General features: G+C 34.4%; 18 protein-coding genes, 1 tRNA gene and 2 other RNA genes. 16 read left to right on the forward strand and 5 right to left on the reverse strand.

The genetic code is table 11. From position 1 onward, the window contains the following. Positions 1-6 precede the first annotated feature (6 nt). The 4 genes from D9842_RS05120 to D9842_RS05130 all read left to right on the forward strand — a co-directional run bounded on the left by D9842_RS05120 (position 7) and on the right by D9842_RS05130 (position 2,690). Entirely contained in the window at positions 7-474 is a 468-nt protein-coding gene (locus D9842_RS05120) for a 2-thiouracil desulfurase family protein (protein ID WP_121661568.1), read from the forward strand. 234 nt (positions 475-708) lie between these two features. Then, positions 709-849, forward strand: coding sequence for a hypothetical protein (locus tag D9842_RS25650; RefSeq protein WP_162987244.1), 141 nt, complete (start codon positions 709-711; stop codon positions 847-849). A gap of 66 nt (positions 850-915) precedes the next feature. Next, positions 916-1,875 (forward strand): LacI family DNA-binding transcriptional regulator, encoded by a 960-nt coding sequence (locus D9842_RS05125; protein WP_121661569.1) that lies wholly within the window; start codon positions 916-918, stop codon positions 1,873-1,875. Between the two features lie 35 nt (positions 1,876-1,910). Then, the gene (locus D9842_RS05130; RefSeq protein WP_121661570.1) at positions 1,911-2,690 is read left to right on the forward strand and encodes a Cof-type HAD-IIB family hydrolase; all 780 of its coding nucleotides are present in this window, start codon (positions 1,911-1,913) and stop codon (positions 2,688-2,690) included. Positions 2,691-2,748: 58 nt separating this feature from the next. On the opposite strand, the gene D9842_RS05135 is transcribed toward D9842_RS05130, so the two are convergent. Beyond that, positions 2,749-3,006 (reverse strand): hypothetical protein, encoded by a 258-nt coding sequence (locus D9842_RS05135; protein ID WP_121661571.1) that lies wholly within the window; start codon positions 3,004-3,006, stop codon positions 2,749-2,751. A gap of 231 nt (positions 3,007-3,237) precedes the next feature. Here D9842_RS05135 and D9842_RS05140 point away from each other — a divergent pair, with 231 nt between their 5' ends. Further along, positions 3,238-3,618 (forward strand): YbaN family protein, encoded by a 381-nt coding sequence (locus D9842_RS05140; protein WP_257535979.1) that lies wholly within the window; start codon positions 3,238-3,240, stop codon positions 3,616-3,618. A 320-nt stretch (positions 3,619-3,938) separates the two neighbouring features. Next, the gene (locus tag D9842_RS05145; RefSeq protein ID WP_121661573.1) at positions 3,939-4,712 is read left to right on the forward strand and encodes a TerC family protein; all 774 of its coding nucleotides are present in this window, start codon (positions 3,939-3,941) and stop codon (positions 4,710-4,712) included. A gap of 151 nt (positions 4,713-4,863) precedes the next feature. On the opposite strand, the gene D9842_RS05150 is transcribed toward D9842_RS05145, so the two are convergent. Beyond that, complete coding sequence (locus D9842_RS05150) at positions 4,864-5,373, reverse strand: DUF3231 family protein (RefSeq protein WP_121664946.1); 510 nt, start codon at positions 5,371-5,373, stop codon at positions 4,864-4,866. 353 nt (positions 5,374-5,726) lie between these two features. Between D9842_RS05150 and D9842_RS26610 the strand changes: the two genes are divergently transcribed. From D9842_RS26610 to D9842_RS05165, 4 genes are all read left to right on the forward strand, one after another. Then, on the forward strand, positions 5,727-5,861 hold the full coding sequence (locus tag D9842_RS26610) for a YjcZ family sporulation protein (RefSeq protein ID WP_373995118.1): 135 nt from the start codon (positions 5,727-5,729) through the stop codon (positions 5,859-5,861). A 638-nt stretch (positions 5,862-6,499) separates the two neighbouring features. Then, a non-coding RNA gene (gene ssrS, locus D9842_RS26705) (6S RNA) lies at positions 6,500-6,681 on the forward strand. A 36-nt stretch (positions 6,682-6,717) separates the two neighbouring features. Next, positions 6,718-6,983: signal recognition particle sRNA large type (gene ffs, locus D9842_RS05160), an RNA gene on the forward strand. A 9-nt stretch (positions 6,984-6,992) separates the two neighbouring features. Next, positions 6,993-7,068: transfer RNA gene (locus D9842_RS05165), tRNA-Ala, on the forward strand. A gap of 93 nt (positions 7,069-7,161) precedes the next feature. On the opposite strand, the gene D9842_RS25655 is transcribed toward D9842_RS05165, so the two are convergent. Then, positions 7,162-7,308 carry a hypothetical protein gene (locus D9842_RS25655; protein ID WP_162987302.1) on the reverse strand — a complete coding sequence of 49 codons (147 nt, stop codon included), beginning with the start codon at positions 7,306-7,308 and terminating at the stop codon, positions 7,162-7,164. A 363-nt stretch (positions 7,309-7,671) separates the two neighbouring features. On the opposite strand from D9842_RS25655, the gene D9842_RS05170 reads away from it, so the two are divergent. After that, positions 7,672-8,190: a sigma-70 family RNA polymerase sigma factor gene (locus tag D9842_RS05170; protein WP_218975599.1), complete on the forward strand. Its 519-nt coding sequence runs from the start codon at positions 7,672-7,674 to the stop codon at positions 8,188-8,190. Next, positions 8,191-9,237, forward strand: coding sequence for a hypothetical protein (locus D9842_RS05175; RefSeq protein WP_121661574.1), 1,047 nt, complete (start codon positions 8,191-8,193; stop codon positions 9,235-9,237). Between the two features lie 266 nt (positions 9,238-9,503). On the opposite strand, the gene D9842_RS05180 is transcribed toward D9842_RS05175, so the two are convergent. Further along, entirely contained in the window at positions 9,504-10,181 is a 678-nt protein-coding gene (locus D9842_RS05180) for a hypothetical protein (protein WP_121661575.1), read from the reverse strand. A gap of 171 nt (positions 10,182-10,352) precedes the next feature. Between D9842_RS05180 and D9842_RS25660 the strand changes: the two genes are divergently transcribed. Then, complete coding sequence (locus D9842_RS25660; protein WP_162987303.1) at positions 10,353-10,499, forward strand: hypothetical protein; 147 nt, start codon at positions 10,353-10,355, stop codon at positions 10,497-10,499. A 58-nt stretch (positions 10,500-10,557) separates the two neighbouring features. Here D9842_RS25660 and D9842_RS05185 read toward each other — a convergent pair whose 3' ends face one another. Beyond that, positions 10,558-11,295: a DsbA family oxidoreductase gene (locus tag D9842_RS05185; protein WP_121661576.1), complete on the reverse strand. Its 738-nt coding sequence runs from the start codon at positions 11,293-11,295 to the stop codon at positions 10,558-10,560. Positions 11,296-11,639: 344 nt separating this feature from the next. Here D9842_RS05185 and D9842_RS05190 point away from each other — a divergent pair, with 344 nt between their 5' ends. From D9842_RS05190 to D9842_RS05200, 3 genes are all read left to right on the forward strand, one after another. Continuing rightward, positions 11,640-12,380 (forward strand): GntR family transcriptional regulator, encoded by a 741-nt coding sequence (locus D9842_RS05190; RefSeq protein WP_162987304.1) that lies wholly within the window; start codon positions 11,640-11,642, stop codon positions 12,378-12,380. A gap of 368 nt (positions 12,381-12,748) precedes the next feature. After that, the gene (locus D9842_RS05195) at positions 12,749-13,780 is read left to right on the forward strand and encodes an ABC transporter substrate-binding protein (RefSeq protein ID WP_121661578.1); all 1,032 of its coding nucleotides are present in this window, start codon (positions 12,749-12,751) and stop codon (positions 13,778-13,780) included. 62 nt (positions 13,781-13,842) lie between these two features. Further along, positions 13,843-15,333 carry a sugar ABC transporter ATP-binding protein gene (locus D9842_RS05200; RefSeq protein WP_121661579.1) on the forward strand — a complete coding sequence of 497 codons (1,491 nt, stop codon included), beginning with the start codon at positions 13,843-13,845 and terminating at the stop codon, positions 15,331-15,333. The last annotated feature ends 8 nt before the right edge of the window (positions 15,334-15,341 follow it).

The raw sequence follows: 15,341 nt of genomic DNA on the forward strand, positions 1-15,341 counted from the left end.
AGGGGAATGTTGTTGGTTAGCTCTTGTTTAGCCGGAATGGAAGTAAGATACAATGGAACACACAGCCTAGTTGAAGAAATAAGGGAATTAGTAAAAGAAAATAAAGCTGTAGCGGTGTGTCCGGAATTACTCGGTGGCTTCACCACACCTAGAGAGCCAGCAGAAATTGTTGGAGGAAATGGAGAAAATGTTTTAGATGGTTATGCTAGAGTTATAGAAAGTTCAGGAAACGATGTAACAGATTTGTACATAAAAGGGGCATATTCTACACTTGAAAAAGCCAAAAAGATGAAAGCTAAGGCAGTGATATTAAAAGATTATAGTCCTTCATGCGGCAGTTCGATGATTTATAATGGAGAATTTAAGGGAAATAAAATAATAGGAAACGGAGTAACAGCCGCTTTACTAGAGAGAAACGGGATAAAGGTGTTTTCTGAAAACAATCTGCCTAACGATATAAGTAAACTTTTATAAAAGTTTACTTATATCAGGATTATGCTATAGATATAAAAATGAATACAAAACAACGAGTTTACTTGTTACAAACACATCAAATTCATGAAAAATTTCTATTTGACATGAAACGCGTTTCATCATTTAAACTCCTTACAAATAGGTTTTTTCTAAGCTTTAATTGTTGTTTTTGCTCTAAATAAAGGAAGAATTCAACAATTAGTTTTTACTTAAAAAGTAAAAGTGAGGAGACTAATGATGTGGGTATTAGTATTGCTTTGTTTTATCATTTATACTGGAGCTTATTTCTGTATAAAGGCTTCAGGACAGTCACCAAAAATAAAAACACTAAAAACATTTGATGATTTCTTTATCGATTCGAAAAAGAAAATGTAAAGCACTTTCATTAAACTTATGGAATGATTACGAGGCTCAATGTGCACTTGCTAACGGGGTGATTTTATGACAAATATAAAAGATTTAGCTAGGATGGCTGGCGTATCCGTAACTACTGTTTCTCGTGTTTTAAATAACCATCCATATGTTAGTGAACAAAAAAAGGTGGCTGTTTTAAGAGCTATAGAAGAAAGTAACTATCACAAAAATATAAATGCGGTTCATTTAAGCAAAGGTAAAACTCAACTAATAGGTGTTGTTCTTCCATATACTGACCATTCTTACTTTGGTCAGTTGTTAAAGGGAATAGCTAAACAAGCGTTAGAACACAACTATAAATTGGTCTTATTTCAGACAGACTACATTGAGAGCCGTGAATTGGAAGCTCTGTATATGTTAAAGCATAAACAAATCGACTCTCTCATTATTTGTTCGAGAACTAGTAATTGGTCGATTATTGAGGAACATTTGGTTTATGGTACAATTACGTTATGCGAAAATATGATAAATAAAAAAGTGTCTACTACTTTTGTTAATCATTATGAGGTCTTCTTTGATGCACTAGAATATCTTTATAGTAAGGGTCATAGTAAAATCGGTTACACTATTGGCAGAAAATCAGGAACCAACAGTCAAAATCGTGAACGTGCGTATAGAGATTTTCATAAAAAATATAATTTACCTTACAATTCTTATTATATAATGGATGAATGCCTGTACTTTGAAGACGGGGAAAAAGTAGTAAAGCAACTAAATGATATGGATACACCACCAACTGCATTATTGATAACGAGTGACCAGGTTGCGGCTGGGGTTGTAACATGCTGCCAAAAACACAATATCTCAATACCAGATCAACTATCAATTATCGGGTTTGACAACGAACCAATTGCTAAAATGATGAATATTACATCAATAGAAATTCCTCTCGAGGAAATGGGGAAAAATCTCTTCCTTCAAGCTATTAACGATCAGGTGTCGAACAAGGAAATATCGGTAAAGTTAATTCAGAGAAAAACAGTTTGATTTGATAGGAATATGATTAGAAAGTAGGAATAATGATGACCACTAAAAGTTTAATTTTTTTTGATATAGACGGGACTTTACTTACTCATGATAAAGAATTACCTCTTTCAACTAAAGAAGCTATTTTTAAACTAAAAGATGAAGGCCATATTGTTGCGATCGCAACTGGTCGAGCTCCTTTTATGTTTGAAGATTTACGTGAAGAATTAAATATAAATACATATGTTAGCTATAATGGTCAATTTGTCGTTTTAGATGGCGAAGTGCTTTTTACAAATCCTTTAAAGATTTCATCACTTGAAAAATTAACAGAAAACGCTCTTCTGAACGATCATCCTGTTGTCTTTATGGATCATGAGGATATGAAAGCAAATGTTTCCGAACACCGCTATATTAACGAAAGCATTCAATCATTAAAGATCAAACAATTTCCTACACATGATCCGCACTACTATAAAGGTCGTGAGTTGTATCAAACGCTTTTATTCTGTCCAGAAGGAGAGGAAAAGCAATACGAGCTAAATTATCAGGATTTTGACTTTGTAAGATGGCATCCCTTTTCAGTGGATGTTGTCCCGAGTGGCGGGTCAAAGGCAATTGGAATTAAGAAAATTGTTGAGAAGCTTGGGTTTTCGGAAGAACATCAATATGCTTTTGGCGATGGTTTAAATGACATTGAAATGCTTTCAACGATCAAAAATAGTGTTGCAATGGGAAATGCAGAAAATCAGGTGAAGGAAGTCGCAAAATACGTAACAAAATCAGTTGAGGAAAATGGTATACTTCATGGACTTCAACAGGTAGGGCTTTTATAATTTTTATATAGGATAGAAAACAGGCGCTTAAATATTCAGAGCGCCTATTTGGTTTCTACTATTTAAATGAGTGAGGAGCACCTGTTGAAGTATGTTCATTCACCCACTGAAGAGATACCTTAGAAACAGTATCCCATCCCGGTATTTCAGATTTATGCTGTTCAACCCAGCTCATGCAAAACTGTGGATCAATATTGTTTTGTTCACATTGATCAAGGAAAGCCTCTATTGTTGTATCGGTACAGTTTTGCCATGACCCGCATGTATTTTGAAAAATATTCTCCATTTTATCTACTATTTCGTTGCTTCTATCCATATTTGAAAACCCCTTTCATTTATTCATCACAGCCCAAATACAGTATGTCCCCTGATTGATTATTTATGATATTGAGTTTTCCCTAATTTCATTTAGTTACAAAATATTCTACATCTTCCTTAAAATAACTTATAATAAAGATGAATCGTTTTTGCTAAAGCTTTCAAGAGCAACACTATATTAGGAATAAGGTGATCGATCATCAAAAATATCAAAAATATGATGTTTGCTATGCTTGGATTCATTTCCCTCGGTGTTGGAGTTGCGGGAATTATTCTTCCTATTTTACCCGGAGGTCCATTTTTTCTCTTAGCCTCATTCTGCTTTGCAAAAAGCTCTAAGAAATTTGAAAGATGGTTTAAAAGTACCTCATTCTATAAGAAATATGTTGAAGGTTTCCGGCAGAAGAAAGGCATGACACTCAAAGAAAAAATTCGTATCAACCTAATTGCAGATGCGTTCATCCTATTTTCGGTCTTTTACATAAACATCCTAGTAATAAAAGTTATTTTAGTGCTACTTGCAATATACAAGCACTATTATTTCTTAAAGAAAATTAAAACGATTAACCCAAAGCAAAAAGAAGCAGATAAAATTTTTTTTAGGAAGTGATTTATTTAGCAATGATTAAGAGTAGTGGATAAGATATGAAGAAAGTTGTGAGTAGTTATACATCATACTTTTTTGGGATAATTCAGTTTTATCACATTAATATTGTGCACTTTTTCATAAAAAAGTAAACAGCATGATTTTTCTATGAAGGACGAGACTACTTACAGCGTGATAGTACAAAACGTACGATCTTTTCAACAAATACAATGCTTAAAAGTTTTTAGCATTATTTCACTAGGATACCTGATGCTAGCTGGGAAATTATATAGATATTGAAACATTTACACGAGAGGTTTAGTCATGGAAGGGAGAGAAAATTAATGGAGTCATTATGGTTAGAGTATGCCTGGGCATTGTTGATTTTAATTGGATTGGAAGGACTGCTATCTGCTGACAATGCGTTAGTGCTGGCAGTTATAGCTAAACATTTACCTGAGGATGAGAAAAAAAGAGCTATAAATTATGGAATTATCATGGCTTTTGTTTTCAGGTTTCTTGCACTTTTTGCTATATCATTTATTGCGAACGTCTGGCAAATTCAGGCGATAGGTGCAGCTTATCTTCTTTACTTAGGATTGAAGCATATTATTCAGGCACGTTTCGGTAAAGAAAATGAAAATATTCGTGAGGAAGAAGAAAAGGAAGCAGCTGGTAAAGGTTTTTGGCCAACTGTAGGTAAGATAGCATTGGCTGACCTTGCTTTTGCGATTGATTCAATTCTCGCAGCAGTCGCACTGGCGCTTGGACTTCCGGATTCACCACTAGGCAACTTCGGTGGTATGGATGGAGGAAAGTTTATAGTAGTTGTTTTAGGAGGTATTGCTGGCCTTATCCTAATCAAGTTTGCTGCAACATGGTTTGTCCAGCTACTTGCAAAACGTCCAGCTCTAGAAACGACAGCATATGCAATTGTTGCTTGGGTAGGTGTTAAACTTGCAGTCATTACTTTGGCTCATGAAGATATAGGTATCTTAGATCATCATTTTCCACATAGTACTGTTTGGACTTTGATCTTTTATGGAGTGTTAGTTGGAATAGCCTTACTTGGATGGTTTGCACCTGCTAATAAGTCTTTAGAAAAAGATTTAACTTAAAGTAAGCTTTTTGAATAATTAAAGTGTGAGTTCATTACAAAATTGACTGACACTTGTAAAATATAGAAAACAATTTCAAAAGAAATATAAAAAGATGACCTGTATTCACTAAGGTCATCTTTTAGCTGTTTAAGAAAATTTTCCCCTTTTATTATTCTTCTGTTTTATTTAAATGAAGAGGAGGTGGGATTAGCCAGCCTTTTTCTTTATTTAGTCGTAACACTTTGCCACCAAGTGCTGCTTTTTGTGTATGGAATTGACCAAACATCATAGCGATGTCCTCTCTGATTGCTTGACCAATCATTTGACTACATGCCACCAATCCAGCAGCTATGCTTGCGGATAAAGCTGCTGCAATTTCTTGGTCCATAAACTTTGCCCCTGCTGGAATATCCTCGATACGAGCGTTAGGACGTTCAGGTGGTGTAGGAGGAAGAGCGACTCCATTGTCTTTTAAAATTGTCTCAATTTGTTTCATTTCTTGTTGACATAGATCAATCGCTTCCATTAGTAATTTACGAAGGTCCTCATCTCCAGCATGATTAACCTTAGTTTGATATCCAGCAACTGCTCCCTTTGAAGTTAGAAGATACGACCAAGCACCAAAAACTTCTCCATAATGTAATGGTTCGTTTTGAGGATTACCACTTAGAATTCCCATTAAAACACTCCCTATAGTTTTTTTCATATCCATAAAAACTCTCCTAATTCTTAATGTCTTATAGACAAAAAATAGTATGCGTTAAATCTTTCTTCTTTAATCTTTTACAAAAAGTATTTTGAAAATGTTATGAATTAGAAAAATGGGCTCCATTTTAGGCTCCTTAATGAATCATTCTTAGCATTAGACGGGCTCCAAATTGTTATAAACGTATATACTATATCGTCTAAGAATTTAATATTGACAATCGAAAGGAAGATGTTTAAATGTACGGATATGAAAATAGTCCACATATGGCTGGAGCAAACATGCCTCATGTTGCTGCAGAAAATGTTCCTCATCAGCCAGTTGTAATGCCTTACACTTATGAAGCCCCTGCTTATGGATATTGTGCTCCTACTTATAGACCGAATACATTCGCGCTTATCGTTGTGTTATTTATTTTGCTAATTATTATAGGTGCAACGATTTACGGTAATAAGTGTTAACCACATACACCCTAAAAAAGACACTATTTTTTAGTGTCTTTTTTAGTTCCTTTTCACAAATGGAATGGGTGTTAGAAAATCATCGTGTTTTTATTTATGGGTGGGTTCGGTTTTGAAGTACAAAATTTGAAATAACCGTAATTATGCGAATGGTAATTCGCACGATAATTAACATTGATTAGCAGAACATGTGTCACAACTATATAGTTGTTTTTTTACTAAATTTAAAAATAAACGTAAAAATTCCGTTTAAATTGAGAAATATCAACATTCCCCACAAAATAAGGGAAGTTTTTACGCTAATATGAACCTAATCTTTAGATTTAGGTATATATATAGAGGTTAACCGGAATATATCCGCTAATATTAGCTTTTTAAGCATCTACTATATACCTTAACCGGAGTTTCTCCGCCTATCTTTCCTAAACCTCCACGAAAAAATCAACAATGAATAACATCAGTTATCAATCCCCAATTAATTTAGCCCTAACTTCTACTATCCGGTTGAAAAAGAATGTGAATTAGGGTTTTAAAATACTTGCTATCTAACAGGGTATTAAGGATAAAGATACCAAAATAACAGGTAATTTCCACTACACAGAAGTATTTTTCCGTGATATAGTATGACTACAAGATAAGTCATCCTGCAATGTTCGTTGCCCCTACATGTTTTAAACCTTACTATTTATTAGGGATTCCTATATAAATTAACTGATGCCACGCCTATCTTAGTAGGATTGCAGCAGGTTAATATGCGGAAACCCACCTGTTGAAAACAGGTTATCAAAACATCTGGGGAAACGGCATAGGTGGGAATGATTTTAAAAACAACATATATTTATTTTCTTATACATACCGTTGATAGTCGGGGAGGTAGCGGTGCCCTGTAACTCGCAACCCGCTCTAGCGAGGATGAATTCCTTTTTAGCGGTATGATAATGGAAGGTTTGCCTTATATAAGCGGTGTTGACTTTCAGAGTCCTCGCAATAGAAACCCATGAATCTGGTCAGGACGGGAACGTAGCAGCCATAAGTGGGACAATCTATGTGTCGAAGGGTAGCTTTGAATGAGCTGGCTGTATAAGTAACGCTTGTGTTGTCATATCAATAAAAGGTTCAACGGTGCTAAATGGGGCCTTAGCTCAGCTGGGAGAGCGCCTGCTTTGCACGCAGGAGGTCAGCGGTTCGATCCCGCTAGGCTCCACCATATATAATATACTAGGCGACATAATTAGTCATACATAACAAAAAGGCTTTTGTACTTAAAGTACAAAGCCTTTTTCGTGTTCATTTATAGTATTTACATATAATCGTAAACGGAATCTTCAAAATAGAGCCAGTGAAAATATTCAATTTGTGGATCTGACATTTCCGCGATTTCCTTTTCATTGAATTTGCGTTTGTCTAATAAATCCTTCACTTTGATTTCTCTTGCTAATTGGCTCATGGTATTTCCTCCTTAAGAATAACAAGTAACGTTGTTGTTATAGAGTTGTAAGCGTTTACTTAGATTTCTTACTTTTATTATATATCTCAAATTGATATGAAACAAATATCAATTTGAGATAAAAACACAAAAAATGATATTGAAATGTTATTTATTGATATTTAGAAATTGATAATCCACTTTGAGTGTATTTTTAGAGGAAAATTATAGGGAAATTCCCTTCGTGATAAATTAATTTTAAAAAATAGTGAAATTATAAAACTTTTTAAGTAATTTTTGTATCTAATTCATGAAGGGCTAATTCATCTATTTTGTTTAAAGTGATTGTATAAATATCTACGCTATGGTGTGAGGGGGATAAAAGTGAAAGAAGAAAAGCTTGTAAAGCTTGCTACAAAGGGAGATTCTGAAGCGTTTGGTAAACTCATGATATTGTTAAAGGATCAAGCTTATCGGATGGCCTATTGTTATTTGCATCATGAACACGATAGTATGGATGCTGTTTGTAACGCTATGGAAAAGGCATTTGAAAAACTTAATCAGCTTAGGGAACCAAAGTATTTTAAAACCTGGTTTCTAAAGATTGTTATCAATGAAAGTAATCAATTACTAAGGGAAAAAAGTAAAATTGTTGAATTAAGTGAAAACGAGATGATGAATTTATCTGGAGAATCTAAATCTGAGCACATAGAAGATCTTGAAGAATTACTTAATCAAGTGGAACCAACAGAAAGGTCTATGATCTACATGAAATATTATTTAGGATACTCTCTTGATGAGATTTCAAAAATAACAGACTTGCCGTTATCAACAGTAAAAACTAAAATATACCGGAATCTAAAACAACTCCGAGAAAAACTAGTTCAAGGGGAGGTCTTATAAATGAGCTTAGAGGAAAAAGAATTAGATATAATCATGAACAGAACAAAGTCAGAGTTGATTCCAGTCCCAGACGAATTAGAGGATAGAATAAATAAGTGGGTTGTTGCTAAAAAACAAAGCAAAAAGAAAAAAAGATTTCGACATTTTTCAATCGGAGCAATAGCTGCCAGTATTCTATTGATCAGTTTTATCTTATCTCCAAATGCAAGAACCTACGCAAAAGATATTCCGATAGTTAGTATGGCTGTTAACTGGTTTGAGGAATTGCTATTCGAATATAAAGGAATAGAAACAGCGGAAGAAAACAATTACAAACCTTTTAGGCCACATTCTTTTTCAGTTGGAAACTACGAATTAGAAATGGATCATCTTTTTCTTGAAGATGAGCAACTCTTTTTTACTCTCTTAGTTAAAGGAGGAGACATAGCAAATTCCGTATATAAAGAAGAATCAGGAATGTTAATGATGGATAACTATCCCGAAATGAATGTAGAGTCAAAGAGTTTTGCAAGAAATCCCGACTCTGTTGAAGGTGCAGGAGCATCAATGGGTATTCAGCGAATTTCAGGTAAGTATTACATTATGGCTAAATATACACTTTATATTGATCCTAATACTGTACATGAATTTATAAAAAATGATGGAAATACACTGTCCTTTAGTGTTGAAATTGACGGAAATAAAACAAATGTTGACATTCCATTATCAAACACAAAAGTTCAATTAGGGAAACATTTTGTACAGAATGAAAAGATAGAACTACAGAATTCAGAAGACCCCTTTACAGTTCAAAAGCTAGTGGTATATCCGACAAGAATGGAACTTGAGTTAACAGGGGGGTCACAGGATGCTTTCTTTAAAATGGTCCCTAATATTTACTTACAAGATGAAAAAGGAAATAAATATTCGTTAAGAGTCTTACAAGTTAATTCTGGTTCCTATAAACTAGAATCACTTTCTACTATTTATTTTGATAAAAAAGTAAAAGAGTTAACATTGAATGTTGGGATAAACAAAGGTATTCCACTGAATATAACTGAAGAATAATGAGAAGGTCAGCCTTAAAGGTTGACCTTTTGATGAGGGGCTAGAAAGAACAAGTGAAGTAGGATACTTAGTAGGCTATTATCATGACCCAAAACAACTTCGCACCGTATTTAAAAGGATGACAGGCATGCCTCCACGCGATTTTATATCCAATTGAAGCAAAATGAGATAAGGGGAGCGTTTTCATACTCATGCATCATTTTATTATTTTGTTATGTAGATAAGAGTCTCTAAATAAGTAATAGAGACTCTTTCTATTTTGTCAATTACTTTTCAGAAACAATAAATACCTCATGAACATTTTGATTAGCGGCACGAACTTGATTCTCTATTTTTTGTTTAAGCTGACTTGAAACTTGCTTTGTGTGACCTAAACGAGTATTACGATTTTTAGTATCAACATTAGTAGTGAAATTTGTGTTATTTCCTAAGCCAGGTCTAGTTGTCGAAGGATTATTTGTCCCAGGTGTTTCATTTATTCTTTCAGCCATTTCTGTACCATTATTTCGTTCTGCAGAATTTGCTGTTTTTGAATGACGGTTATTGAATCCCACATTATTATATTCATTTGCCATCCCACGTAAGTTCGTGTTATTTCCTGTTGTTCCAGAGTTAGTAGCACTTTTATTACCAACAGTTGTACCATTGTTATTATTGTTGTTTCCATTTTGGTTTAAACGAACCGTAACAAAGGCATCGTTGCCTCTCATGATCACTCTAGCTTGATATACTTCATCTAAACGCTCAACATTTTTTGTTGCACGTGCTTGGACAGTTGCATTTTGATTGCGGTTAGAATCATTCTCGTTGTAGTTCACTCTTGTTATTGGAGCCTGTTCATTTCTCAATCCCATATTTGTAGCGTTATTTGTTTGATCGCCTGCGCAGCCTGTAGCACTTAGAATGCAAGCTGCGGATAAGATCGTAACAAGTCCTTTTTTCATCACCATCATCCCCTAAATAGTAAAGTACATTTTTAGAATATCTAAATATGTACAAACTATCCGATGTGAACAAATCCATAATATGAAAAATAAGGCTATCTAACGATGGGGGAGGATGATGGAAGTTAAAATTGGAACAATAAAGATATAACTCCAAGGGAGGTTTTAATTATGAACAAACAAAATAAATCAAATCAACATAAGGATTTTAAGGAAAACTCATATGAGATTGAAAAAGAAACAAAAGGTACCATGCATTTAAAAAATGCCCCTACACCACATATTGAGGGACATCAAATTACAGAGGACATGGAGTAGGAATAACCTAAATTGATATAAAAAAGACAGAGGACTAGCCCCTGTCTTTTCGTTTCACTTAGTTTTTCTCACTATTGCTTGGTACTTCACAACTATCGTCGGTGCAAATAGCACCTTCATCACCGTCAAAGCGTAGCTCCTGAAACTTAGGTTTTGGTTTTTCTTCCTCCCAAATTTGTGTAAGTGCACGTGAAAATGTTTCTTGTGGTTGAGCACCTGATATGGAATACTTCTGATTCACAACAAAGAAAGGTACGCCTGTTACACCGATTTGTTGAGCTGTTCTTTCATCGCCTCTCACTTCATTTGCAAAGGCTGTTTCGTCATTTAACACTTCTAAAGCTTTACTGCGATCTATTCCTGCAGACTCTGCAAGGTCAGCCAATGTATTGATGTCCCCGACATTTTTTGTATCTGTAAAATAAGCATGCAATAGTTTTTCAGTTAACTCTGTTTCTTTTCCAATTGTTTTGGCGAATTTATTTAAACGGTGAGCATTAAAGGTATTCGTTGGCTTCATATCTTCATAGTTAAATGTTATACCAAGGTCAGAAGCTTGTTGAATAAGACCTTTATTCATTTCTCTAACTTGTTGTTCACTTGCTCCAAATTTAGCCGCTAATGCCTGATAAATACCTTGTTCAGTTTGTATTGGAGCATTAGGGTCCAATTCAAAGCTTTTAAACTCAACCTCTACTTGGTCTTTATGTGGAAATTGATCTAGAGCCATTTCTAAACGACGCTTACCAATATAACAAAACGGACAAACAAAATCCGACCATACTTCTATTTTCATACCCTACACCTCATTGATTCATGTTTTACTCATTGTAGCACACGTCCTAGAAAAACCTAAAAATGATGCTCGGAATTTGATGAACGTTTACTAATGTCTAAAATATTTTAATATTCTCAATAAGCAATAAAAATGGATAGTGTGAAAGATATCCTTAAACAGTGTAATTCTGGTTTTACTAAAATTGTTTTTTATGAAAGACTTTAGTTTAAATATATTTTAGGGAATTTATGTAAAAGTTTATTGACAGAAAATTTTAAATAGTATATCTTAGTTATAGAGTTACTGGTAATGACAACCTGACATGATGATAACCTTACAATAGACGCTACGAGGTGATGACATTGTTAAAACATGAAATTGATAAAGAAAGTCCTGTTCCCCTTTATGCACAGCTAAAGGAAATCATTAAAGATGAAATAAATTCCTCAAACTTTAAGCCAGGGCAATTGATTCCCTCAGAAAGAGAATTAGTTGATCTTTTTGAAGTAAGTAGACCAACTGTTCGGCAAGCTGTTAACGAACTTGTGAATGAAGGGATATTAAATAAAAAGAAAGGGTTAGGAACTTTTGTTGCCAAGCCAAAAATCAGACAGCAGTTCCTAGAAAATTTAACAAGTTTTCAAAATGAAATGAGAGAAAAGGGTCTTCCTTATGCAACAAAAGTAATTGACATGAAAGAAGTGAAAACAAATAGTTCCTTGAAGGAGATATTTGGTGAGCACCATACTGATTTCTTCTACTTAGAAAGACTGCGGTATATTAATAATAATCCGGTTGTTCTTGTTTCCACCTATATTCCAAAGTCTTTGGCAGAAGGATTATTAAGTGAGGATCTTACAAATGTATCCCTATATGAAACTTTACAATCAAAATATGGCCTCCAGATTCATCGAGCAATTAGAGTGATGGAAGCGGTAAATTCCTCAGATTATGAATCTAAGTTTTTAGAAATTGAGCCAGATGCAGCTATTATGTTTATTAAAACAACAGGATATTTACTAAATGATGAGATTTTTGAATATTCCATCGCACGCTACCGTGGAGATTTAAGTACATTTACTGTCAATATTTCAATATCTTGAAGAACTTCATAAGTCTCTCTTCAGAAGTTCGAACAATTAAAACGAACTGCTAAGAGAGCAAGTTTTAACCTTAACTTTCTTTTGTAAGGGTTTACAATTATCAGAATTTCTCTAACACATCTTCTATTCTATTTTCTAAGCCAATTTACCTTACTAATTTCTTAGCAAACATCCTCCAAGAAATCATCTTACAAGCTAATTCTACTAACTTCTAGATCATCCATATATGCAAACTGCACAACTATTACCTTTTTATTACATTACTTATTAAAAGTCTTATTTGTCTATAATTTTGAAAGGGGTGAGAAGGAGAACCTTTATCGGAGCTATGGGGGTATTTATTATGTGAAAAATAAGGGGGAGTTTTCATGAAAAAAAGATTTGGAAATTTTGCTTTATTTCTATTTCTCATATTCGGTTTAGTTGGTTGTAACCAATCAGAAGGAACATCAGGTGAAAGTGACAGTAATTCTGAAGGCGCTTCCAATGATGGAGGGGAACCACTAGAAATCTCTGTTATTATCAAAGCAACTGATTCTGGGTTTTGGCAAACAGTACTTCAAGGTGCAAAGGCAGCAGAAGAAGAATTGGGTAACAAGGTGAAAATTACAACAGATGGTCCACCTTCCGAAGCAGATATTGATGAGCAAGTAGCGATTTTAGAAAACACAGTTACACGTCAGCCTGACGGTATTGTCATTGCATCAACGAGTTCGGATGCAACAGTACCTGCAATTGAAAATGCGATGAGTCAAGATATTCCAGTAGTATTAGTAGACAACAAAGTAAATACAGAAAATTTCACTAGCTTTTTAGCAACAGATAACTTGGTTGGTGGTGCACTAGCAGCTGATAAATTAGTTGAACAGCTAAAAGCACAAGGAAAAGAACTAAAGGGAAAAGTAGGAGTCATTAGTTCTATGGCAGGAGTTAAGGTGCTTGAGGATCGTGATCAAGGATTTATTGACCGTATGGCAGAAATAGCACCAGATATTGAATTGCTTAAAACTCGCTATGTAGATAATGATATATCTAAAGCATTAAGTGCAGCACAAGATATTATAACAAGTAATCCAGATGTTCTAGGCTTCTTCGCTGATAATAACCATACTGGTATTGGTGTTGGTCGTGCTGTAACAGAGCAAGGATTGGCAGAGGATATACCGGTTGTAGCATATGATGCTGATGAAGAACAAATTAATTCTCTTAAAGCTGGAGCCATAGATGTACTAATTGTTCAGGATCCATTTGGTATGGGATATCAAGGAGTTCTAAATGTCATTGACAGTATCGAAGGAAAAGAAGTTGAAAAAACAGTTGATACAGGGGTAACCGCTGTGTCCATGGAAAATTTTGAAGAAGAAGATATCCAAAAGCTACTCTATCCTGAAAAAAGATAAATAGATTTTGAGGCTGCCTGAAGCTCAAGCCAAAGGCCAGCCTCATTAAAGGAGGAAAAAGAATGCCTAAACCTCTTGTAGAAATGAAACAGATCGTTAAGAAATTTAAAGGAACTGCTGCTCTTAAAGGAGTGGATCTTGAAATACAGCCAGGAGAGATACATGCTTTACTAGGAGAAAATGGAGCAGGTAAAAGTACACTTATTAAGATCCTAACAGGGGCTTATATACCAGATGAAGGTGAAATTATTGTTAAAAATCAAAGCTTTAAGGCAATCCCTGTTAAAGAACTTGAAAAGCTGGGAATTGCTGTTGTTTATCAAGATTTAAAGTTAGCTCCTGGTGTATCCATAGCAGAAAATATTTATATGGGTAAACTTCCTAAGCGTTTTGGTGTTTTTGTTAATAAAAGGAGAGCTAGAGAACAAACCAAGGTTGCTTTAGATAGAGTAGGGATTGGAGATACTGATCCAGATACTAAGGTTGGAGATTTAAAAATAGCTGAGCAAGAAATCGTTGCGATTGCAAAAGCAATTTCTAAGGATGCTAAGTTACTTATTTTAGATGAACCAACTGCCTTATTAGCTGAAGATGATGTGAAAAAACTTTTCAGAATCTTAAAGGAATTAGTTGCACAGGGTGTATCAATTATATATATATCACATCGGTTAGAAGAAATTTTTGAAATATCCGATAGAATTACTGTTTTGAGGGATGGTAATAAAATTTGGACGAAATCGGTTTCTGAAGTTCAAAGTGATATGTTAATAGAAGCAATTGCAGGAGAAATGCAGGGTAATGATCAAGTGTATGACCAAATTCAGATTGGTAAAGAACTTTTACGTATAGAGCAATTAACGAATTTTCCTCATTACAAAAACATTTCATTCTCTATTCATAGAGGGGAAGTAGTTGGTTTATTTGGATTAGTTGGAGCGGGGAAGAGTGAACTTTTAAAGGGGATTTACGGTGCAATACCACCTCATTCAGGAAACATACATATAAATGGGCTACCCTTTACTCCTAAACATCCTCGAGATTCTATTAAAAATAAAATTGGTTTTGTTGCGGAAGATCGTGGAACAGAGGGATTTCTACCTCGAATCTCTATTTATAAAAATGTAAACATTGCCTCATATAAACATGCAGCTACTTTAGGTTTCATAACCGCTTCAACTGAAAAGAAACGTGCCCTTGAGATGATTCAGAGTTTTAATGTTAAATACAGCAATCTTGATCAAAACATTGATGATTTGAGTGGAGGAAATCAGCAAAAAATAGTTGTAGCGAAATGGAAAGGAACCGATATAGAAATTCTTTTACTTGATGAACCAACTGCCGGAATAGATGTTGGAGCTAGACGTGATATTTACAAAGTGTCAAGGTTGTTAGCAAAAGAAGGGAAATGTGTATTGTACTCATCGTCATATTTACCAGAGTTATTAGAAGTATGTGATCGAATTCTTGTACTAAGTGAAGGGGAAATTACTGGAGAGTTTTCTAGATTAAATGATTTTAATGAAAGGAACATTATGAAAGCTGCCTATGCCTAAATTGTTTA

It is taken from the genome of Metabacillus litoralis, from assembly GCF_003667825.1.
In the GTDB taxonomy this organism is placed as follows: domain Bacteria; phylum Bacillota; class Bacilli; order Bacillales; family Bacillaceae; genus Metabacillus; species Metabacillus litoralis_B.

What these genes read in the sequence shown, in the direction of transcription:
- D9842_RS05120 (WP_121661568.1), top strand. Translation starts at nt 7, where the DNA reads ATGTTGTTGGTTAGCTCTTGTTTAGCCGGAATGGAAGTAAGATACAAT.
- D9842_RS05130 (WP_121661570.1), top strand. Translation starts at nt 1,911, where the DNA reads ATGACCACTAAAAGTTTAATTTTTTTTGATATAGACGGGACTTTACTT.
- D9842_RS25650 (WP_162987244.1), top strand. Translation starts at nt 709, where the DNA reads ATGATGTGGGTATTAGTATTGCTTTGTTTTATCATTTATACTGGAGCT.
- D9842_RS26610 (WP_373995118.1), top strand. Translation starts at nt 5,727, where the DNA reads ATGCCTTACACTTATGAAGCCCCTGCTTATGGATATTGTGCTCCTACT.
- D9842_RS05200 (WP_121661579.1), top strand. Translation starts at nt 13,843, where the DNA reads ATGCCTAAACCTCTTGTAGAAATGAAACAGATCGTTAAGAAATTTAAA.
- D9842_RS05185 (WP_121661576.1), bottom strand. Translation starts at nt 11,295, where the DNA reads ATGAAAATAGAAGTATGGTCGGATTTTGTTTGTCCGTTTTGTTATATT.
- D9842_RS05125 (WP_121661569.1), top strand. Translation starts at nt 916, where the DNA reads ATGACAAATATAAAAGATTTAGCTAGGATGGCTGGCGTATCCGTAACT.
- D9842_RS25660 (WP_162987303.1), top strand. Translation starts at nt 10,353, where the DNA reads ATGAACAAACAAAATAAATCAAATCAACATAAGGATTTTAAGGAAAAC.
- D9842_RS05175 (WP_121661574.1), top strand. Translation starts at nt 8,191, where the DNA reads ATGAGCTTAGAGGAAAAAGAATTAGATATAATCATGAACAGAACAAAG.
- D9842_RS05150 (WP_121664946.1), bottom strand. Translation starts at nt 5,373, where the DNA reads ATGGGAATTCTAAGTGGTAATCCTCAAAACGAACCATTACATTATGGA.
- D9842_RS05145 (WP_121661573.1), top strand. Translation starts at nt 3,939, where the DNA reads ATGGAGTCATTATGGTTAGAGTATGCCTGGGCATTGTTGATTTTAATT.
- D9842_RS05135 (WP_121661571.1), bottom strand. Translation starts at nt 3,006, where the DNA reads ATGGATAGAAGCAACGAAATAGTAGATAAAATGGAGAATATTTTTCAA.
- D9842_RS05180 (WP_121661575.1), bottom strand. Translation starts at nt 10,181, where the DNA reads ATGAAAAAAGGACTTGTTACGATCTTATCCGCAGCTTGCATTCTAAGT.
- D9842_RS25655 (WP_162987302.1), bottom strand. Translation starts at nt 7,308, where the DNA reads ATGAGCCAATTAGCAAGAGAAATCAAAGTGAAGGATTTATTAGACAAA.
- D9842_RS05195 (WP_121661578.1), top strand. Translation starts at nt 12,749, where the DNA reads ATGAAAAAAAGATTTGGAAATTTTGCTTTATTTCTATTTCTCATATTC.
- D9842_RS05140 (WP_257535979.1), top strand. Translation starts at nt 3,238, where the DNA reads ATGCTTGGATTCATTTCCCTCGGTGTTGGAGTTGCGGGAATTATTCTT.